This window comes from Streptomyces sp. GS7, from assembly GCF_009834125.1.
GTDB lineage: Bacteria > Actinomycetota > Actinomycetes > Streptomycetales > Streptomycetaceae > Streptomyces.
On the sequence record NZ_CP047146.1, the window covers coordinates 8,740,393 to 8,754,743 of the forward strand.

14 protein-coding genes and 1 pseudogene are annotated in these 14,351 nt (G+C 69.7%); 7 read left to right on the forward strand and 8 right to left on the reverse strand.

The window, feature by feature from the left end; all coding sequences use genetic code 11:
* Window positions 1-26: 26 nt before the first annotated feature.
* Together GR130_RS38045 and GR130_RS38050 are read right to left on the reverse strand one after the other, a co-directional pair.
* Entirely contained in the window at window positions 27-1,685 is a 1,659-nt protein-coding gene (locus GR130_RS38045) for a helix-turn-helix domain-containing protein (RefSeq protein WP_236573852.1), read from the reverse strand.
* Window positions 1,686-2,308: 623 nt separating this feature from the next.
* Window positions 2,309-2,968, reverse strand: a pseudogene (locus tag GR130_RS38050) (DUF5753 domain-containing protein); the annotation flags it as partial.
* Window positions 2,969-3,130: 162 nt separating this feature from the next.
* Here GR130_RS38050 and GR130_RS38055 point away from each other — a divergent pair.
* Both GR130_RS38055 and GR130_RS38060 read left to right on the forward strand, forming a co-directional pair.
* On the forward strand, window positions 3,131-3,442 hold the full coding sequence (locus GR130_RS38055) for a hypothetical protein (RefSeq protein WP_236573853.1): 312 nt from the start codon (window positions 3,131-3,133) through the stop codon (window positions 3,440-3,442).
* A 131-nt stretch (window positions 3,443-3,573) separates the two neighbouring features.
* Window positions 3,574-3,993, forward strand: coding sequence for a hypothetical protein (locus GR130_RS38060; RefSeq protein ID WP_159509049.1), 420 nt, complete (start codon window positions 3,574-3,576; stop codon window positions 3,991-3,993).
* 98 nt (window positions 3,994-4,091) lie between these two features.
* On the opposite strand, the gene GR130_RS38065 is transcribed toward GR130_RS38060, so the two are convergent.
* Window positions 4,092-6,368: a terpene synthase family protein gene (locus GR130_RS38065; protein ID WP_159510497.1), complete on the reverse strand. Its 2,277-nt coding sequence runs from the start codon at window positions 6,366-6,368 to the stop codon at window positions 4,092-4,094.
* Window positions 6,369-7,081: 713 nt separating this feature from the next.
* On the opposite strand from GR130_RS38065, the gene GR130_RS38070 reads away from it, so the two are divergent.
* The 3 genes from GR130_RS38070 to rocD all read left to right on the forward strand — a co-directional run bounded on the left by GR130_RS38070 (window position 7,082) and on the right by rocD (window position 9,843).
* On the forward strand, window positions 7,082-7,588 hold the full coding sequence (locus GR130_RS38070) for an Lrp/AsnC family transcriptional regulator (RefSeq protein ID WP_159509051.1): 507 nt from the start codon (window positions 7,082-7,084) through the stop codon (window positions 7,586-7,588).
* Window positions 7,589-7,726: 138 nt separating this feature from the next.
* On the forward strand, window positions 7,727-8,614 hold the full coding sequence (ddaH, locus tag GR130_RS38075; protein ID WP_159509053.1) for a dimethylargininase: 888 nt from the start codon (window positions 7,727-7,729) through the stop codon (window positions 8,612-8,614).
* The gene (gene rocD, locus GR130_RS38080; RefSeq protein ID WP_159509055.1) at window positions 8,611-9,843 is read left to right on the forward strand and encodes an ornithine--oxo-acid transaminase; all 1,233 of its coding nucleotides are present in this window, start codon (window positions 8,611-8,613) and stop codon (window positions 9,841-9,843) included. Before ddaH ends, rocD begins: the two co-directional genes overlap by 4 nt.
* Before the next feature lie 62 nt (window positions 9,844-9,905).
* Here the strand turns inward: rocD and GR130_RS38085 are convergent, their stop codons facing one another.
* Complete coding sequence (locus tag GR130_RS38085; RefSeq protein ID WP_236573854.1) at window positions 9,906-10,352, reverse strand: MarR family winged helix-turn-helix transcriptional regulator; 447 nt, start codon at window positions 10,350-10,352, stop codon at window positions 9,906-9,908.
* A gap of 170 nt (window positions 10,353-10,522) precedes the next feature.
* Between GR130_RS38085 and GR130_RS38090 the strand changes: the two genes are divergently transcribed.
* Complete coding sequence (locus GR130_RS38090; protein WP_159509057.1) at window positions 10,523-11,590, forward strand: SMP-30/gluconolactonase/LRE family protein; 1,068 nt, start codon at window positions 10,523-10,525, stop codon at window positions 11,588-11,590.
* Between the two features lie 3 nt (window positions 11,591-11,593).
* Here the strand turns inward: GR130_RS38090 and GR130_RS38095 are convergent, their stop codons facing one another.
* Together GR130_RS38095 and GR130_RS38100 are read right to left on the reverse strand one after the other, a co-directional pair.
* Window positions 11,594-11,815 carry a DUF397 domain-containing protein gene (locus GR130_RS38095; protein WP_159509059.1) on the reverse strand — a complete coding sequence of 74 codons (222 nt, stop codon included), beginning with the start codon at window positions 11,813-11,815 and terminating at the stop codon, window positions 11,594-11,596.
* On the reverse strand, window positions 11,808-12,602 hold the full coding sequence (locus GR130_RS38100) for a helix-turn-helix domain-containing protein (RefSeq protein ID WP_159509061.1): 795 nt from the start codon (window positions 12,600-12,602) through the stop codon (window positions 11,808-11,810). Before GR130_RS38100 ends, GR130_RS38095 begins: the two co-directional genes overlap by 8 nt.
* A 120-nt stretch (window positions 12,603-12,722) precedes the next feature.
* On the opposite strand from GR130_RS38100, the gene GR130_RS38105 reads away from it, so the two are divergent.
* Window positions 12,723-13,067, forward strand: coding sequence for a hypothetical protein (locus GR130_RS38105; protein WP_159509063.1), 345 nt, complete (start codon window positions 12,723-12,725; stop codon window positions 13,065-13,067).
* 81 nt (window positions 13,068-13,148) lie between these two features.
* Here GR130_RS38105 and GR130_RS42150 read toward each other — a convergent pair whose 3' ends face one another.
* Together GR130_RS42150 and GR130_RS38110 are read right to left on the reverse strand one after the other, a co-directional pair.
* Window positions 13,149-13,721 (reverse strand): LppU/SCO3897 family protein, encoded by a 573-nt coding sequence (locus GR130_RS42150; protein WP_443043741.1) that lies wholly within the window; start codon window positions 13,719-13,721, stop codon window positions 13,149-13,151.
* A gap of 145 nt (window positions 13,722-13,866) precedes the next feature.
* Window positions 13,867-14,340 (reverse strand): hypothetical protein, encoded by a 474-nt coding sequence (locus GR130_RS38110; protein ID WP_159509065.1) that lies wholly within the window; start codon window positions 14,338-14,340, stop codon window positions 13,867-13,869.
* Window positions 14,341-14,351: the final 11 nt, after the last annotated feature.

The window sequence follows — 14,351 nt, forward strand, 5'->3', positions numbered from 1 at the left end:
CACCCGGCACCACTGCGCGACACCGTTCACCCCTCCCCCGGCAGCCGCAGCTGGAGCATCGCCAGCAGCCGCTGATCCGGCCGGCTCAGATCGATTCCGGTCAGCGCCTCCGCCCGCCGGATCCGGTACCGCAGCGTGTTCGGGTGCACATGCAGATGCTCGGCCGCCGCCCGCACGTCCCCGAACGCGTTCAGATACGCCAGGACCGACTCCGCCAACCGCCCCTGGTGCCGCCGGTCGTGCGCCAGCAGCGCGCTCAACCGCGGATCCCGCAGGTCCGGATGCGCGGAGATCAGCGCCAGCACCTCGCTCACCAGCACCTCGGCCTGGATGTCCGGCAGCGCCGCGACGGTGGTGCCGACCCCCGCGCTCACCATCGCGTCCAGGATCCGGTCCGCCTCCCGCCGCGACTCCGGCACCCCGCCCAGCCCCGGTACGACGCAGCCCACCGAACCGCGCAGCTCCAGCCCCAGATGGCGCCGCGCCGCGTCCGCGATCTCCTGCCCCCACCCGCGCAACGTCCCGACGTCGATGCTCCGCGGCAGCTGCGGCAGCAGCACATAGATCCGCCCGTCGGCCTGGGTGACCAGGGCGCTGCGGTGCCGCGCCGCGGTGTGCACCGAGATCAGGTTGCCGACCTCGGCCCGGGTCAGCTCCGACTCGGGCGCCCCGGCGGCCCCGTACGAGAACCCCAGCACCACGGCCGGCCGCGCCACGTCCAGCCCCACATGCGCCGCCAGCGGCTGCGGCCCCGTACTCCCGTCCAGCAGCCCCGCCGACAGCGTCCGGGTCAGCGTCACATCCGCGGACAGCTCCCGCCGGCGCCGCACCAGATGCAGCGCCGCCACCCGCGCCGCCCCGGTCAGCACCTGCTCCGCCCGCTCGCTCAGCGGCGTCGACCCCTCCTGCACCCAGATCGTCCCCAGCTGCCGCTCCCCGGCCCGGATCGCCACCGCCAGCCGCCGGCGGATGCCCAGCTCCGGATGGCTCTCGATCTGGATCACGTCGTCGGAGGCCCGCAGCCGCTGGAACACCCCCCACTTCCGCAGCCGCGCGAGATACGGCTCCGGCCCCTGCCACCCCAGAATCGACAGCCGCCGTAGATCGTCGACCTCCGCGGAGTCGGCCGACCGGGAGTAGGCCAGCACCCGGTTCGCCACGTCCTCGATGCTGACGATCCCCCCGGTCAGCACCGCCGTCGTCTGCGCCAGGGCGAACAGGTCCCCCTCGTCCCCGCCCTCCCCGTTGCGCCCCGACGCCACGTCCTCCAGCGCCGCCCGCGCCAGCGCGTCCACCTGGTCCCAGCGCGCGTCGGCCCGTACGGACAGCAGCGCCACCCCCGCCTCCACGGCGGTCTCCCGCAGCGCCGCCGCCTGCTCCGGCGTGTCCAGCTTCACCGCCACCGCCGCGGCCCCGTCCCGCCCCCCGGCCCGCAGCGCCGGAAACGCCGCCCGCCCGCGCGCCCCGATCGCCAGCACCAGCTCCCCGGCCCGCGCCACCGCCGGATCCTCCGGATCCAGCAGCGCCACACTCCGGATCACCACATCCAGCCCCACCGGCGCCGCCTGCAACGTCACCAACGGCTCCCCCAGCGCCATCAGCAACTGCCGCAGGCTGATCCCCTCACCACTCGGACTGCCCGCATCACCGCTCGGAGTGCCCGCAGCCGCGGAATCTGCATCCATGCTCGGTGCCTTGCCCGTTGCCTCGTACGTTGCCTTGCCCGGTGTCCTGCTCGTTGCCCAGCTCGTTCGGACCGGACCTGACCGGATCGGACCGGATCGGCCTCAGGACCGATGCTAGCCGCGCGGTCCTGCGGCGGACCGCCGCCCTCACACGAATCCGACCGCCTCCCCGGCGAGCACCGGGCAACGCGCCCCCGCACGCCCCACCACCGCCGGACGGAGTCTGGGGTACCCCCACACCGCGCCGCATTCCCACGCCCGCCCGCACACCTCCCCCGGTGCAACACGGCGACGGCCCCTATGCGCCCGCCGCCGTCCACCCCGGACAGCGCCCGCCGCCGCGCCCGCCCGGACAGCCCACCGGCCGTCCTCCGCGCATCCGCACCGATCGCCCCGGCCGCCTGCGCCGGGCTGTCCACGGCGAGCGTCACCCATGAGACGACGACGTCCGCGTCCAGCTACCCGTACACGGCCATCTCCCTAAGCCGATCGAACACTGTGAAGTAGAGGGCGATTTCGTGGGGATGGGTGATGCTCACCTCCGCCGGGACGGCTTCCACCGACACCGGCTCTTCGTCATAGACGTGGAACGTCTCCTGTGGCCATCTCCACCTGGACGAGGGTCAGCCCAGCGCCTCGATGGACCGCACGATGAGCGCCCGCGCCGCGGCGCCGTACACAGCCATCTCCCGCAGGCGCTCGAATGCCTTGAGATAGAGCGCGATCTCGTCAGGCTGGGTGATCCTTACCCGGGCGGAGGCCAGTTCGATCGACACGAGGCGGTCGTCGTACACGTGAAATGTCTCGATCGGCCAGTGCTTTCGCTCCCGAACCGTCTTGGGAATCACACCCAGCGACACGGCGGGGAGAGCCCCGGCGGTCAGCAAGTACCCCAACTGGGCTGCCATTGCGTCGGTGTTGCCCACCTGGTGGTACAACACTGACTCTTCGACCAGGAGCACGACGCGGCGCCCCGTCTCGTGGATGACGCGGGAGCGCTGCACGCGGGCCGCCTCCTCGGCACCGTCGTTCACCGGGAGCCCGCGGAAATCGGCGATCGTGCTCAGCAGAGCCGCCGCGTAGCCCTCGGTCTGGAGCAGTCCCGGCACCAAGGTCGCTGAGTACACGCGGAAGAGCCGAGTCTCACGGAACAACGGCGCCGAGCGATTCTGAAGCTGCCGCAGTCCGTCGCGCACTTGGTGGCGCCACTCGGTGTACATCGACTCGGCGTTGAGGGACTGGGCGACCAACCCCTCCGCCTCCTTGTCGGCCCGACAGGCCCGGCCCCGGAGCCCGGCGGGCCCGGGGCCGCCCACCCACCCGGAGAACCATGACCACCCCCCCACCACCACGCCTACCTCTGGCTAGGCCACGGCGACGTCCTCATCAAGCTCGGGGACGCCCAACGCCGCCCCGCCCACCCCGAGTTCCGCTCGGCGCAGGTCATGCCGCTGGAGTGCGCCGACTGGCTGCTGAAGCCGGCCGCGCGGATCGTGGCCACGCTCCACACACCGGAGGACGGGGCGGACTGGTACGCGGAGCAGGTCGCACGGCATGCGGCGCTCTTCACCGGCACCTACGCCCCACCCGCCGCCCGCCAGGCGACCGTTCGGGCCCTCGCCGCAGGTGAGGACCGCGTGGGCGGCTGGTGGGTGACCGGCAACCGCTTCCTCTCCGTCAGCATCGTCGCGTGCAGTCCGCACCGGGTCCGGCCCGAGTACGGATGTCCGTCAGCTCCAGGAACAGCAAGACTCTGAACATGAGGACTCTGAACATAAGAGTCTGCTGTGAAGCGGGTTCCCACCCGCAACTTCAGGAGTTCCAGAGGAGTTTGGGGTTGCTGAGAGGTGCCGCTCCGGGCACCCGCAAGGCCCCTGAGGACAACATCATGAAGCGTGTTCACCGCCTCGCCGTCGCAGCCGTCATCGGCACCGCAGCCATCGCCGGGAGCACGGCCGCGGCCGTCGCCGCCCCGGCGCCCGGCACCCTCGTGGCAGCCGCCCACCACCCGGTCCACAAGGTCGGCAAGCCCGCCAAGGTCACCGTGTCCGCGGCGGCGAACAAGCGCGACGTCCGGGCCGGGCAGGAGCTCCGCATCACCGGCAAGGTGACCGGCGTCCGTCCGGGCTCGAAGGTCCGCCTCCAGCAGCAGGACCACCGCCGTTGGGTCAACCTGCCGGTCACTGCCACCGTCCAGAAGCACGGCGAGTACCAGCTGCACATCAAGCCGGCGCACAAGGGCCGGACCGTCTACCGCGTCACCGCCGGCGGCGCCGTCTCCCACAACGTGATCGTCACCGTGCGCTGACCTGATCGCACCCCATAGCGCAACGGCCTGGCAGGAGAGGCGCCCTCCTCCAGGCCGTGGGCGCGGCAGGGGACAACTCGTGCGCACCGGCCGCCACTTCACCACAACAACCCCACCGCCTCCTGCCCCGGCACGAACCGGGTCGCCGCCGTCCCCGTCCCCGCCCCCACCGTCTGCGCCAGCCGCACCGCCGACGTCCCCAGCCCCGTGGGCTCGGCGCGCCAACCCGGGGTGCCGGGCCGGTGCCGCAGGTGCTCCTCGCGGTAGCGGCGGCAGTCCTGGTGCCAGGTGAGGGTGCCGGCGAGCCGGTTCTGCAGTTCGGTGACGTAGCCGTCGAGGGCGGTGCGGGCCTCGACGGAGAGGTTGAAGTCGTCGTAGACGACGGGGAGTTGGTTGGCGGCGACGTGCTGGAACTCGCGCAGGCGGGAGGTCATCAGGTCGTGGACGATGGCCAGCGCGGTGGGGTAGTCGACGTCGAAGAAGTTCTGGACGACGAGGATGCCGTTGTGCACCTCGCCCTCGTACTCGATCTCCTTCTGGTACGAGAAGACGTCGTTGAGCAGGCCGGCGTAGTCGGCGGCGGCGTTCTCCAGGGCGCGCATCGGGCCGGTGCGGTAGATCTCCGGCGGAACGGTCCGGCCGTGGCCGAGGCGGCCGAGGGCCATGGTGAGGCCGGAGCCGGAGGTGGCCCGGCGCATCTCGATGTAGTCGACCGGGTCCGGGATGCGGTGCAGCACCTGGTTGTCGAGTTCCCAGAGCCAGCTCGCGGTCATCTCGTCGACGGTCGCCTTGAACGTGGCGCGCGCGTCGGGGGTCATCGGCCCCGCCGTACGGGCCCAGAGGTCAGCGAGACCGCGTTCGAGGGCGTTGGCCGGTTCGGGGGTCGGATCGGAGGCGTCGACGGGCATGAAGGCGGAGAGGCGCCTGGTGGTGGCGAGAGCGCCTGCGACGTCCCGGGTACGGCCGAAGACCGCCGGGTAGTAGTCGTCCGCGTACGTGCCCCAGGTCAGCCACTGGGTGCCGAGGTCGAGCTGTTCCGGGGTGGCGTCCGGGTGCAGGCCGGCCGCGTACAGCGCGAAGTCGAAGCGGACCAGCGCGTCCTCGTCCCAGATGTGGGAGTGCGGCACGCCGGGCTGCGGTCGCAGCAGCCCCATGGCGTGCGCCCAGGTGACGACGTTGCGCCGGGACGCCTCCAGGTGCGGGCTGCAGGTGGCGCTGAACGGCATGTGGAAGTCGGGGAGTCGGGAGGGCCCGACCTTCTGGTGGGGGGTGTGGGTGTGGCGGCGCACGCGCCGACCGGCGGCCGTCGTCAGAGCCGCAGCCGTCGTCAGGGCGGCCTTCAGGTCGGCGGCGGAGGTGCCCAGACCTCCGAGGGCGAACGGCGACCAGGGCGCGCAGGGGTCGGCCGCCCCCGCCCCGCCCCCGTTCATGTACCGGCTGGACCGCATGTGCCACTCGTGCCCGCCGGACTGCCAGTCCTGGAGCCCCTTGGCGTACGCCAGCACCGCGGCGCAGGACGCCGCGTCCAGGCCCTTGTCCGCGAAGAGCGTGGGCAGTTCGGTGAAGACGGTGCTCTCGAACTGCTGGAGCCGGGAGGTGATCAGTTCGTTGACCGAGTCCGCGGCCTCCTGCGTGGTGCAGTCCAGGAACGTCTCCAGGACGAGGACGCCGTTGCTCAGCTCGCCTTCCTCCTCCGTCTCCCGCTGGTAGGAGAACAGGTCGTTGCGGAGGTGCACCGCGTCGGAGAAGGTGTCCTTGAGCACCCGCAGCGCCCGCGTGCCGGCGACGGCCGCCGGGATCTCGGCGCCGGTCGCGTACTCGACCAGCCCGGCCGACCAGGGCGCACCGCCCACCTTCCGCCGCATCTCGATGTACTCGACGGGGTTGGGGATCCGGTTGATGTCGATGTTGGAGAGTTCCCAGAGCGATTCGTTCAGCAGGTGCTCGGTGCTCTCGGCGAACCGGGCCCGCCACTCCGGCGACATGCTCGGCACGGTGCGCGCCCACAGGTCGGCGAGCCCCGCCTCGACCGGGTTGGTCGGTTCGGGCACCGGCGTGGCCAGGTCCATCGGCATGAACATCGGCAGCCGGTCGAGATACGCCTTGCCGCCCTCCCGGTCGAGCGTGCGCTTGAACTTCTCCAGGAAGTGGTCGTCGAAGAAGAAGACCCAGACGTACCAGTCGGTGACGAGGGAGAGCGCTGCCTCGGAGCACTCCGGGTGGGTGTAGGCGCACAGCAGCGCGTAGTCATGGGAGTCCAGGTCCCGCTCCTCCCAGATCCCGGAGCCTTCCAGCATCTCCATCCGCCGGGCCCACTGCTTGGAGTGCGCCCGCGCCGCCTCCAGGTGGGGGTTCAGCCGGGCCGGGTGCGGCATGTAGAACCGCGGCAGTTCAAAGGGCTGCCCTGTGGGCTGGGACTGTGACTGTGACTGCGTCACCGTTGGTGGCCTCTCCCGATACCGATGCCCCTCCGTACGGACGGGATGTACGGAAGGAGGGCGCGAGGGCGCGCCGAAGCACGCCCCTTGACGGCGGCAGCACTACCCCGGGCGGCGCCGCCCTAGGCTCCTCCGGTCGCCCTCCGCCGAACTGGCACCCGTTCGGGTTGAGTTGGGGGTTTCGGCGTTTGGATCACGGCGCTCGTGATCGCGGACGCTCGTGATCAGGGGTGCCTGCGATCGGTCGTCGCCGGACAGGCGGCTACCGTGAAGCCGCCCGATCACCGCTACGGACCACTGCTGCAGATCACCCCACGGATCACCGCTACGGATCACCGCTCCCGGACGCTGCTACGGGTCACGGCTGCGGGGTCACTGCTACGGGGTCACGGCCGCGGACGCGGCAACGCACCGAAGCCACCCCGACAACACGGCCGGTCCCAGCAACGCAGATAACACAGACAACGCGGGCAACACAGGCAGTACAGGCAACACAGGTAATACCCACAACACCGCAGTTCAGGCAATACCCACAACACCGCAGTTCAGGCAACATGAGCACCACAAGCACTACAAGCACCACGAGCACCACGAGCACCACGAGCACCACGAGCACCACGAGCACCAACAGTGATGGGGAGGGCCGCCGCATGAGCACCAAGGCCGCACCGTTCGACGAACTGGACCGCAAGATCGTCGCCGCGCTCATCGAGAACGGCCGGGCGAGCTTCGCGGAGATCGGTACCGCCATCGGGCTGTCGGCCACCGCCGTCAAACGCCGCGTCGACCGGATGCGGGAGAACAACGTCATCACCGGCTTCTCCGCCACCGTCCGGCCGGCCGCACTGGGCTGGCTCACCGAGGCGTACGTGGAGGTCTACTGCGACAGCGCCGCCCCGCCCCGGCGGCTGGCCGAGGTCGTCCGCAACCACCCGGAGATCGCCGCCGCGATGACCGTCACCGGCGCCGCCGACGCCCTGCTGCACGTCCGCGCCACCGACGTCGAGCACTTCGAGGAGGTCCTGGAACGCATCCGGACCGAACCGTTCATCCGCAAGACCATCAGCTACATGGTCCTCTCCCACCTCATCCCGGACAGCCCGGAGGCCGGCGCACCCCGCCCCGCCACCCCTGACCACGCAGCGAACCGGCAGTAACCGCCGCTCATGCGCAGCAATCCTGCGCCATGACGCAGCTCTTGGCGCTTGTGGCCGGAATCCACCGATCCTTACCGTGTAGTGCCCCAGTGACGATCCCTCACGGTCCGTCACCACAGGAAGCGGAGGACCCGTTCCGTGCCCACACCCCCTCCGGCCGGTGCACCGCGCACCGCCGTCCCCCGGCGCTATCTGCTCTGCCGGCCCACGCACTTCGCCGTCCAGTACGCCATCAACCCCTGGATGCACGAGGACGCCCAGGTGGACACCGCACTCGCGGCCCGCCAGTGGGAGAACCTGGTCCGCGCCTACCGCGACCACGGCCACACGGTCGAGACCGTGGAGCCCACCGCCGGCCTCCCGGACATGGTCTTCGCCGCGAACTCGGCACTCGTCGTCGACGGCCGGGTCTTCGGCTCCCTCTTCCACGCGCCGCAACGCCGCCCGGAATCACGGGAGTACGAGATCTGGTTCAAGGCGGCCGGCTACGACGTCTACCAGCCGGAGTCCTGCTGCGAGGGCGAGGGCGACCTCGTACCGGCCGGCCGCTACCTCCTCGCCGGCACCGGCTTCCGCACCACCCGCGACGCCCACGCCGAGGTCCAGGAGCACTTCGGCATCCCGGTCATCAGCCTCCAGCTGACCGACCCGTACTTCTACCACCTCGACACGGCCCTCTTCGTCCTCGACGACGGCACGACCGGGGCCGGCACCCAAGCGAGCGGGGAACCCGACGGGTCCGACCCCGGACCCGCCACCATCGCCTACTACCCCGGCGCCTTCTCCACCGGCAGCCGCGAGGTGCTGCGCCGCCTGTTCCCCGACGCCGTCCTCGCCACCCGCGACGACGCCCTGGCCTTCGGCCTCAACTCCGTCTCCGACGGCCGCCATGTCTTCGTCGCCCCGCAGGCGACCGGCCTCATCGACCAGCTCACCGCCCGTGGCTATGTCCCCGTCCCCGTCGACCTCACCGAGTTCCACAAGGCCGGCGGCGGCATCAAGTGCTGCACCCAGGAGATCCGATGACCACTGCGCCCACCCGCACCCGACGCACCTCGGACGACCTCATCCAGGCCGAGGCCCCGGTCCTCGCGCACAACTACCACCCGCTCCCCGTCGTCCTCGCCCGCGCCGAGGGCGTCTGGGTCGAGGACGTCGAGGGCCGCCGCTACCTCGACATGCTGGCGGGCTACTCGGCACTCAACTTCGGCCACCGCCACCCCGCCCTCATCGAGGCCGCGCACCGCCAGCTCGACCAGCTCACGCTCACCTCCCGCGCCTTCCACCACAACCGCCTCGCCGCCTTCGCCGAGGACCTCGCCGAGCTCACCGGCCAGGACATGGTCCTCCCGATGAACACCGGCGCCGAAGCGGTCGAGAGCGGCATCAAGGTCGCCCGCAAATGGGCGTACGAGGTCAAGGGCGTCCCCGCCGACCAGGCCACCATCGTCGTCGCGAGCGGCAACTTCCACGGCCGCACGACCACCGTCATCAGCTTCTCCGACGACGAGACGGCCCGCGCCGGCTTCGGCCCCTACACCCCCGGCTTCCGCACCGTCCCCTACAACGACCTCGCCGCCCTCGAAGCCGCCATCGACGACACCACCGCAGCCGTCCTCCTCGAACCCATCCAGGGCGAGGCGGGCGTCCTCATCCCCGACGACGGCTACCTCACCGGTGTCCGCGAGCTGACCACCCGAGCCGGCTGCCTCTTCATCGCCGACGAGATCCAGTCCGGCCTCGGCCGCACCGGCACCACCCTGGCCGTCGAGCACGAGAACGTCGTCCCGGACATCGTCCTCCTCGGCAAGGCCCTCGGCGGCGGCATCGTCCCGGTCTCCGCCGTCGTCGGCCGCCGCGACGTCATGACCGTCCTCGGCCCCGGCCAGCACGGCTCCACCTTCGGCGGCAACCCCCTCGCCGCCGCGGTCGGTTCGGCCGTCGTCGACCTCCTCGCCACCGGCGAGTTCCAGACCCGCGCCGCCGACCTCGGCAAGGTCCTGAACGCGGGCCTCTCCGAGCTCCTCGGCCACGGCGTCACCGACTTCCGCACCCGCGGCCTGTGGGCCGGCGTCGACATCGACCCTGCCCTCGGCACCGGCCGCACCATCAGCGAACGCCTCATGGACCAGGGCGTCCTCGTCAAGGACACCCACGGCTCCACGATCCGCCTCGCCCCGCCCCTCACCATCACCGTGGACGAACTCGGCACCGCACTGGCAGCCCTCAAGCGCACACTGCACCAGCTGAGCTAGCCCTTGACCCAACCCTTGAGCCAGAGCCCTTGAGCCAGAGCCCGTGAGCCAGAGCCCGTGAGCTAGCCCTCACGCACGGAGTCCAGCAGGGCGGCGCAGCGACCGAGCAGGTCGACCAGCGCCGCCCTTTCCTCGTCCGTGAACTCCGCGGCCAGCGCCCGCTCCACCCGCACCGCCCGCGCGTCCGCCTTCGCCATCACGGCCCGGCCCTCGTCCGTGAGCCGGATCTCCAGCACGTTCTTGTGCCACTCGTGCGGGGTGCGCTCGATGAGACCGCGCTCCTGGAGGTTCTTCAGCACCGTGTTCATGGTCGGCGGCGTCACCCGGCACGCGCGCGCCAGCGCGGCGGCCGAAATGCCGGGCTGCTCGGAGCTGTAGAGCAGCGCCGCGTACTGCGGGACGGTCAGCCCGGCAGGCTTCAACGCCGCGTGCTTGGCACTGTTCAGGGCCTGCTCGGCGCGCTTGATGTGGGAACCAAGCCGCTCGGACGCGGGCATCGACGTCGTCATCTCCGCATCGTAACGGCCGTATACCAGACAAGCCTCTCACCCATCCATGCGAACCCAAACACTCATTAACACCTTGACGACAATTAGAACTCTAACCTACGTTCGCAGGCATGAGATCGCCCACGGGCCACACCGCCCTCAGGCATCCGACAACGGGGAGGCACCCACCCATGTCCCGACACATTCCCTCGCTCCGGCACCGCACCCTGGCAACGGCCGCCCTGGCCGTGGCCGCCATCACCGTCCCCCTCACGGCAACCGCCCACGCGACGCCGGCCACAACCTCCTCAGCGACCAGGAACACGGCACTGGCACCCCTCCACCCCCTCCACCCCCACCCCCCGATCTCCACCGCCTTCGCCCTCCCCGGCGACCGCGCCTACCCCGAGAGCATCACCGCCGACTCGCGCACCGGCGACCTCTACATCAGCTCCTACGTCACCGGCGCGATCTACAAGGCAACCCCCGGCCACCACACCGCCCAGGTATTCCTGCCCTCAGGTACCGACGGCCGCACCACCGCCAACGGCGTCAAGGTCGACCGCTCCGGCCGCCTCTGGGTCATCAACTCCACCACCGGCGTGGCCGTCTACGACCTCCACACCCGCCACCTCATAGCCCGCTTCGACGCCACGGGCACGACAAAATTCTTCATCAACGACCTGGCCATCACCCCGGACGGCACCGCCTATCTCACCGACAGCTCCCGCGGCATCATCTACCGCGTCACGCCCCACCAACTGGCCCGCGCCGCCACCACCCACGACCACCGCGGCGCGCTGGCCCCGGCCTACGACCTGTCCAGCGCCCTCCCCAAGGACCCGACCGCCGTGTACACCCTCAACGGCATCGCAGCCGCCCCCTCAGGCCGCTATCTCCTCACCGTCGACATGACCGCCGGCACCCTCTACCGCGTCGACATCGCCTCGGGCGCGATACGCCAAGTCACCCTGCGCGGCGGCGACCTACGCGACGGCGACGGCCTCGAAATCCACGGCAGCACCCTCTGGGCAACCCACAACCGCTCCAACACCCTCACCCGCTGGCGGCTCTCCGACGACGGCACCACCGCCCACCTGGAACGCCGCCTCACCGACGAGTCCCTCCAGACCCCGACCAGCATCGTCCACAGCCGCGGCCGGACCTACGTCACCCGCTCCCAGTTCACCAAGGGCGGCCCCATGGGCCAGGGCACCCCGCAGACCCCCTTCACGGTGGCCACGGTGAACGGCATCTGACCCTCAGCCGGCGAACCCGCCGCCCCTGACGGCCCCCACGAACGCCACCCAAGCCTCCGCCGGGACGACAACCACCGGCCCGCGCGGAGCCTTGGAGTCCCGGACGGGGATGGCGTGGGGGTGGCCGTCGAGGACCTCTACGCAGTTGTCCCCCTCACTGTCGCTGTACGACGACTTACGCCAACCGCTCAGCAGGGCGGCATTCGCGATGGTGCGCTCAGTCATGATGTCTGTACTCCTCCGCTGTTGCCCTCATCAGAGCCAGGGACTGCTGCATCGGCAGCGCGTCGCCCAACGTGAGAGCGTATTTGGTCTGCAACGCAGTGACGACAGCTGCGGAGTCGTGGAGTTGGCTGGTGGACACTCCCACGCAATAGGCGGCTGGCGGCTGATCCTCGAACCACATCAGCTTCACCTCCCCCTGCATGAGCGGCTGCGCACACGCTCCGAACGGCAACACGTGCACCCGCACCCGCCCGTCCTCGACCATGTGGACGATGTGCATGATCTGGTCCGCCATGACCTCCGGGCCGCCTACCGGACGGCGTAACACGGCCTCGTCCAGCAACGCGCAGACCACCGGCGTCCTCGGGTCATCGAAAATCCGGGCCCGTCCCAGTCGTGTGCCAACGAGCCTGTCACACTCCTCCTCACTCCACGGCGGGAAGGCCGTACGCATCACCGCTCGCGCGTACCGCTCCGTCTGAAGCAGGCCGGGCACCAGGGCACTGGCGAACTCCCAGATCATCTGGGCCTGTTGCTCCAGCTCCAACGCGTCCGCGAACCGCTCGGCGACCGTCGGCTCATCCCCCGGCCGAAAACGGCTGAGCACATCTCCCGTGTTCAGCGCGTTGTCCAGCCGCCGCGCATCCTCCCTGGACGGAATCCGTCGCCCCGCCTCGATGTGCGCGATATGCGAACGCGTCATGATCGCCGTATCTGCCAACTGCTGCTGTGTAAGCCCCGCCAGCTCCCGTTGCTGCCGCAGCCAGTCCCCATAGGTACTGCCCATGTGCGCAAACCCCCTCGTGACGTACGCGAAGGCACACCCTCCGTACTTCCGAGGCTACTTGCCGTCACCGACACTCATGACTGTACGCACAAAGCACCCCACGACGGAGGCGACCTGGCCATGCCCTACGACCCCGACAACCCCCAACAGCCCGGCTCGCGTCTCCGCCTCCTCCCCTGGGAAACCTGGAACGGCCGCCCCTGCTACCTCCACCCCGCCGACAACGGCCAGGGCTACCTCTCCCGCAAGGCCGACCGCATGGAAGCCCAACAGATGCGGAACGCCTCCCGCGCCTACACCGACGCCGAGACAACCCTCCGCAACGAATCCGCCGGCCCCCTCCTCCTCCGCCTCACCCTCATCCGCACCACGGCCGCCCTCAACAACGTCCTCCGCATCGCCGACAGCCGAGCCGGCCGCCTGCCCGCACCGTACGGTGGGAAACAAGAAGAACTAGGCGACTGACGTAACCGTGCGCCCCGCAGGACAGTCCGCACACTGAACCCGCCGAGCACGACGCGGCAGTAAGTCCCCTGGGAGCTGCCCCTAATGACCGGCCGGCATCAGACACAGCCGGGTCGTCACAACGCTCCTTCGTGTCTCTTCATATTCGCTAAGGCCGTCGGGGCACCTACGATCTACGGGAGCTCGGATCGCGACCTTGTATGCCGCTTTGCTGCTGGAGCAGCTCACGACCTTCAGCACCACGGCGTCACCCGATCCCGTTTTCTCCACACAGTCACCGACCTTCGCTTCATCAGCGAACTTATCGGAATGCCCCTTCTCTCCACGGCTCAAAAGCCACCCGCCGCCCACGAGAACGACGACCGCAATGAGAGCGATGATGCGCGCCCTCGTGGTATTGCCGGGCCGACCGCCCGACGGCGGGACACCCGGCGTCGAGACGAAACCGCCCTGCTGAGACAGCACTTGACCGTTCGCCTGCTGCATCGGATAGTGCGGCGCCCCGTGGGGAACCGGAGCCGGCGGCCCATAAGGCCCCTGGCCGGGCTGACCGTACGAGCCATGATGGGGCGGGCCATAGGGCCCAGGTCCAGACTGACCGTAGGACTGAGGGCCGCTCGGAGGCGGCGCGTGCGCAGACAACAAATCCCCCATTTATCGTTTCTGATTGATCCGCCAGTCCGCTGGCCGACACGTCACGTCACCGGACACTCACACACGCTGACGCCACACGCGACGCCGACGCTTTCTGCCACTCCAGGTACCGTTCAGGCAGCTCACCCAAGATGAATCGCGACTCTCAGCCAGAGTTCGCACGAACTCGCTCTATAGAAGACTTGAGTTCTTTTAGCGCGTCAGTCGGCGTACCGTGCAAGGCCCAAGCCTCCCTGTACCCTTCCTCTCCGAGAGAATTAATCAGAAATTCAGTCTCTCGATGTATTACTTCGGCTAGCGCCAGGAGCGGAAGACCTTCCTCCACCCATGGAGTCTTCACGTTCTCCTCCTCCCCCCATTGTGGATGCAATGAGATTGAGACTTTCAATTCACCTCGAATCATCTGCATATTCCAGCGAATCTCAGTTGGTTCACCGTCGAAGGAAAAGGTGACCGCGGCGGCACCGTTGAGCAGCGCACTCATGGCGTTCAGCAACAGTCGTGGCGCATCGATTCCGTCGCCCACGGAGGCGCGAAGCCGCCCCGACTCACCAGAAACGACAAAGGTGACCCAGCCATGACGGATTTCCGCCCACGCAAATTGCATCGTACGCACCATTCGCCAGCCAC

Bases quoted from the DNA above. Each gene is read 5' to 3' on its own strand.
- GR130_RS38045 (WP_236573852.1), bottom strand. From the start codon at position 1,685: ATGGATGCAGATTCCGCGGCTGCGGGCACTCCGAGCGGTGATGCGGGC.
- GR130_RS38055 (WP_236573853.1), top strand. From the start codon at position 3,131: ATGCCGCTGGAGTGCGCCGACTGGCTGCTGAAGCCGGCCGCGCGGATC.
- GR130_RS38060 (WP_159509049.1), top strand. From the start codon at position 3,574: ATGAAGCGTGTTCACCGCCTCGCCGTCGCAGCCGTCATCGGCACCGCA.
- GR130_RS38065 (WP_159510497.1), bottom strand. From the start codon at position 6,368: ATGCCGCACCCGGCCCGGCTGAACCCCCACCTGGAGGCGGCGCGGGCG.
- GR130_RS38070 (WP_159509051.1), top strand. From the start codon at position 7,082: ATGAGCACCAAGGCCGCACCGTTCGACGAACTGGACCGCAAGATCGTC.
- rocD (WP_159509055.1), top strand. From the start codon at position 8,611: ATGACCACTGCGCCCACCCGCACCCGACGCACCTCGGACGACCTCATC.
- GR130_RS38085 (WP_236573854.1), bottom strand. From the start codon at position 10,352: ATGACGACGTCGATGCCCGCGTCCGAGCGGCTTGGTTCCCACATCAAG.
- GR130_RS38090 (WP_159509057.1), top strand. From the start codon at position 10,523: ATGTCCCGACACATTCCCTCGCTCCGGCACCGCACCCTGGCAACGGCC.
- GR130_RS38095 (WP_159509059.1), bottom strand. From the start codon at position 11,815: ATGACTGAGCGCACCATCGCGAATGCCGCCCTGCTGAGCGGTTGGCGT.
- GR130_RS38100 (WP_159509061.1), bottom strand. From the start codon at position 12,602: ATGGGCAGTACCTATGGGGACTGGCTGCGGCAGCAACGGGAGCTGGCG.
- GR130_RS38105 (WP_159509063.1), top strand. From the start codon at position 12,723: ATGCCCTACGACCCCGACAACCCCCAACAGCCCGGCTCGCGTCTCCGC.
- GR130_RS42150 (WP_443043741.1), bottom strand. From the start codon at position 13,721: ATGGGGGATTTGTTGTCTGCGCACGCGCCGCCTCCGAGCGGCCCTCAG.
- GR130_RS38110 (WP_159509065.1), bottom strand. From the start codon at position 14,340: ATGGTGCGTACGATGCAATTTGCGTGGGCGGAAATCCGTCATGGCTGG.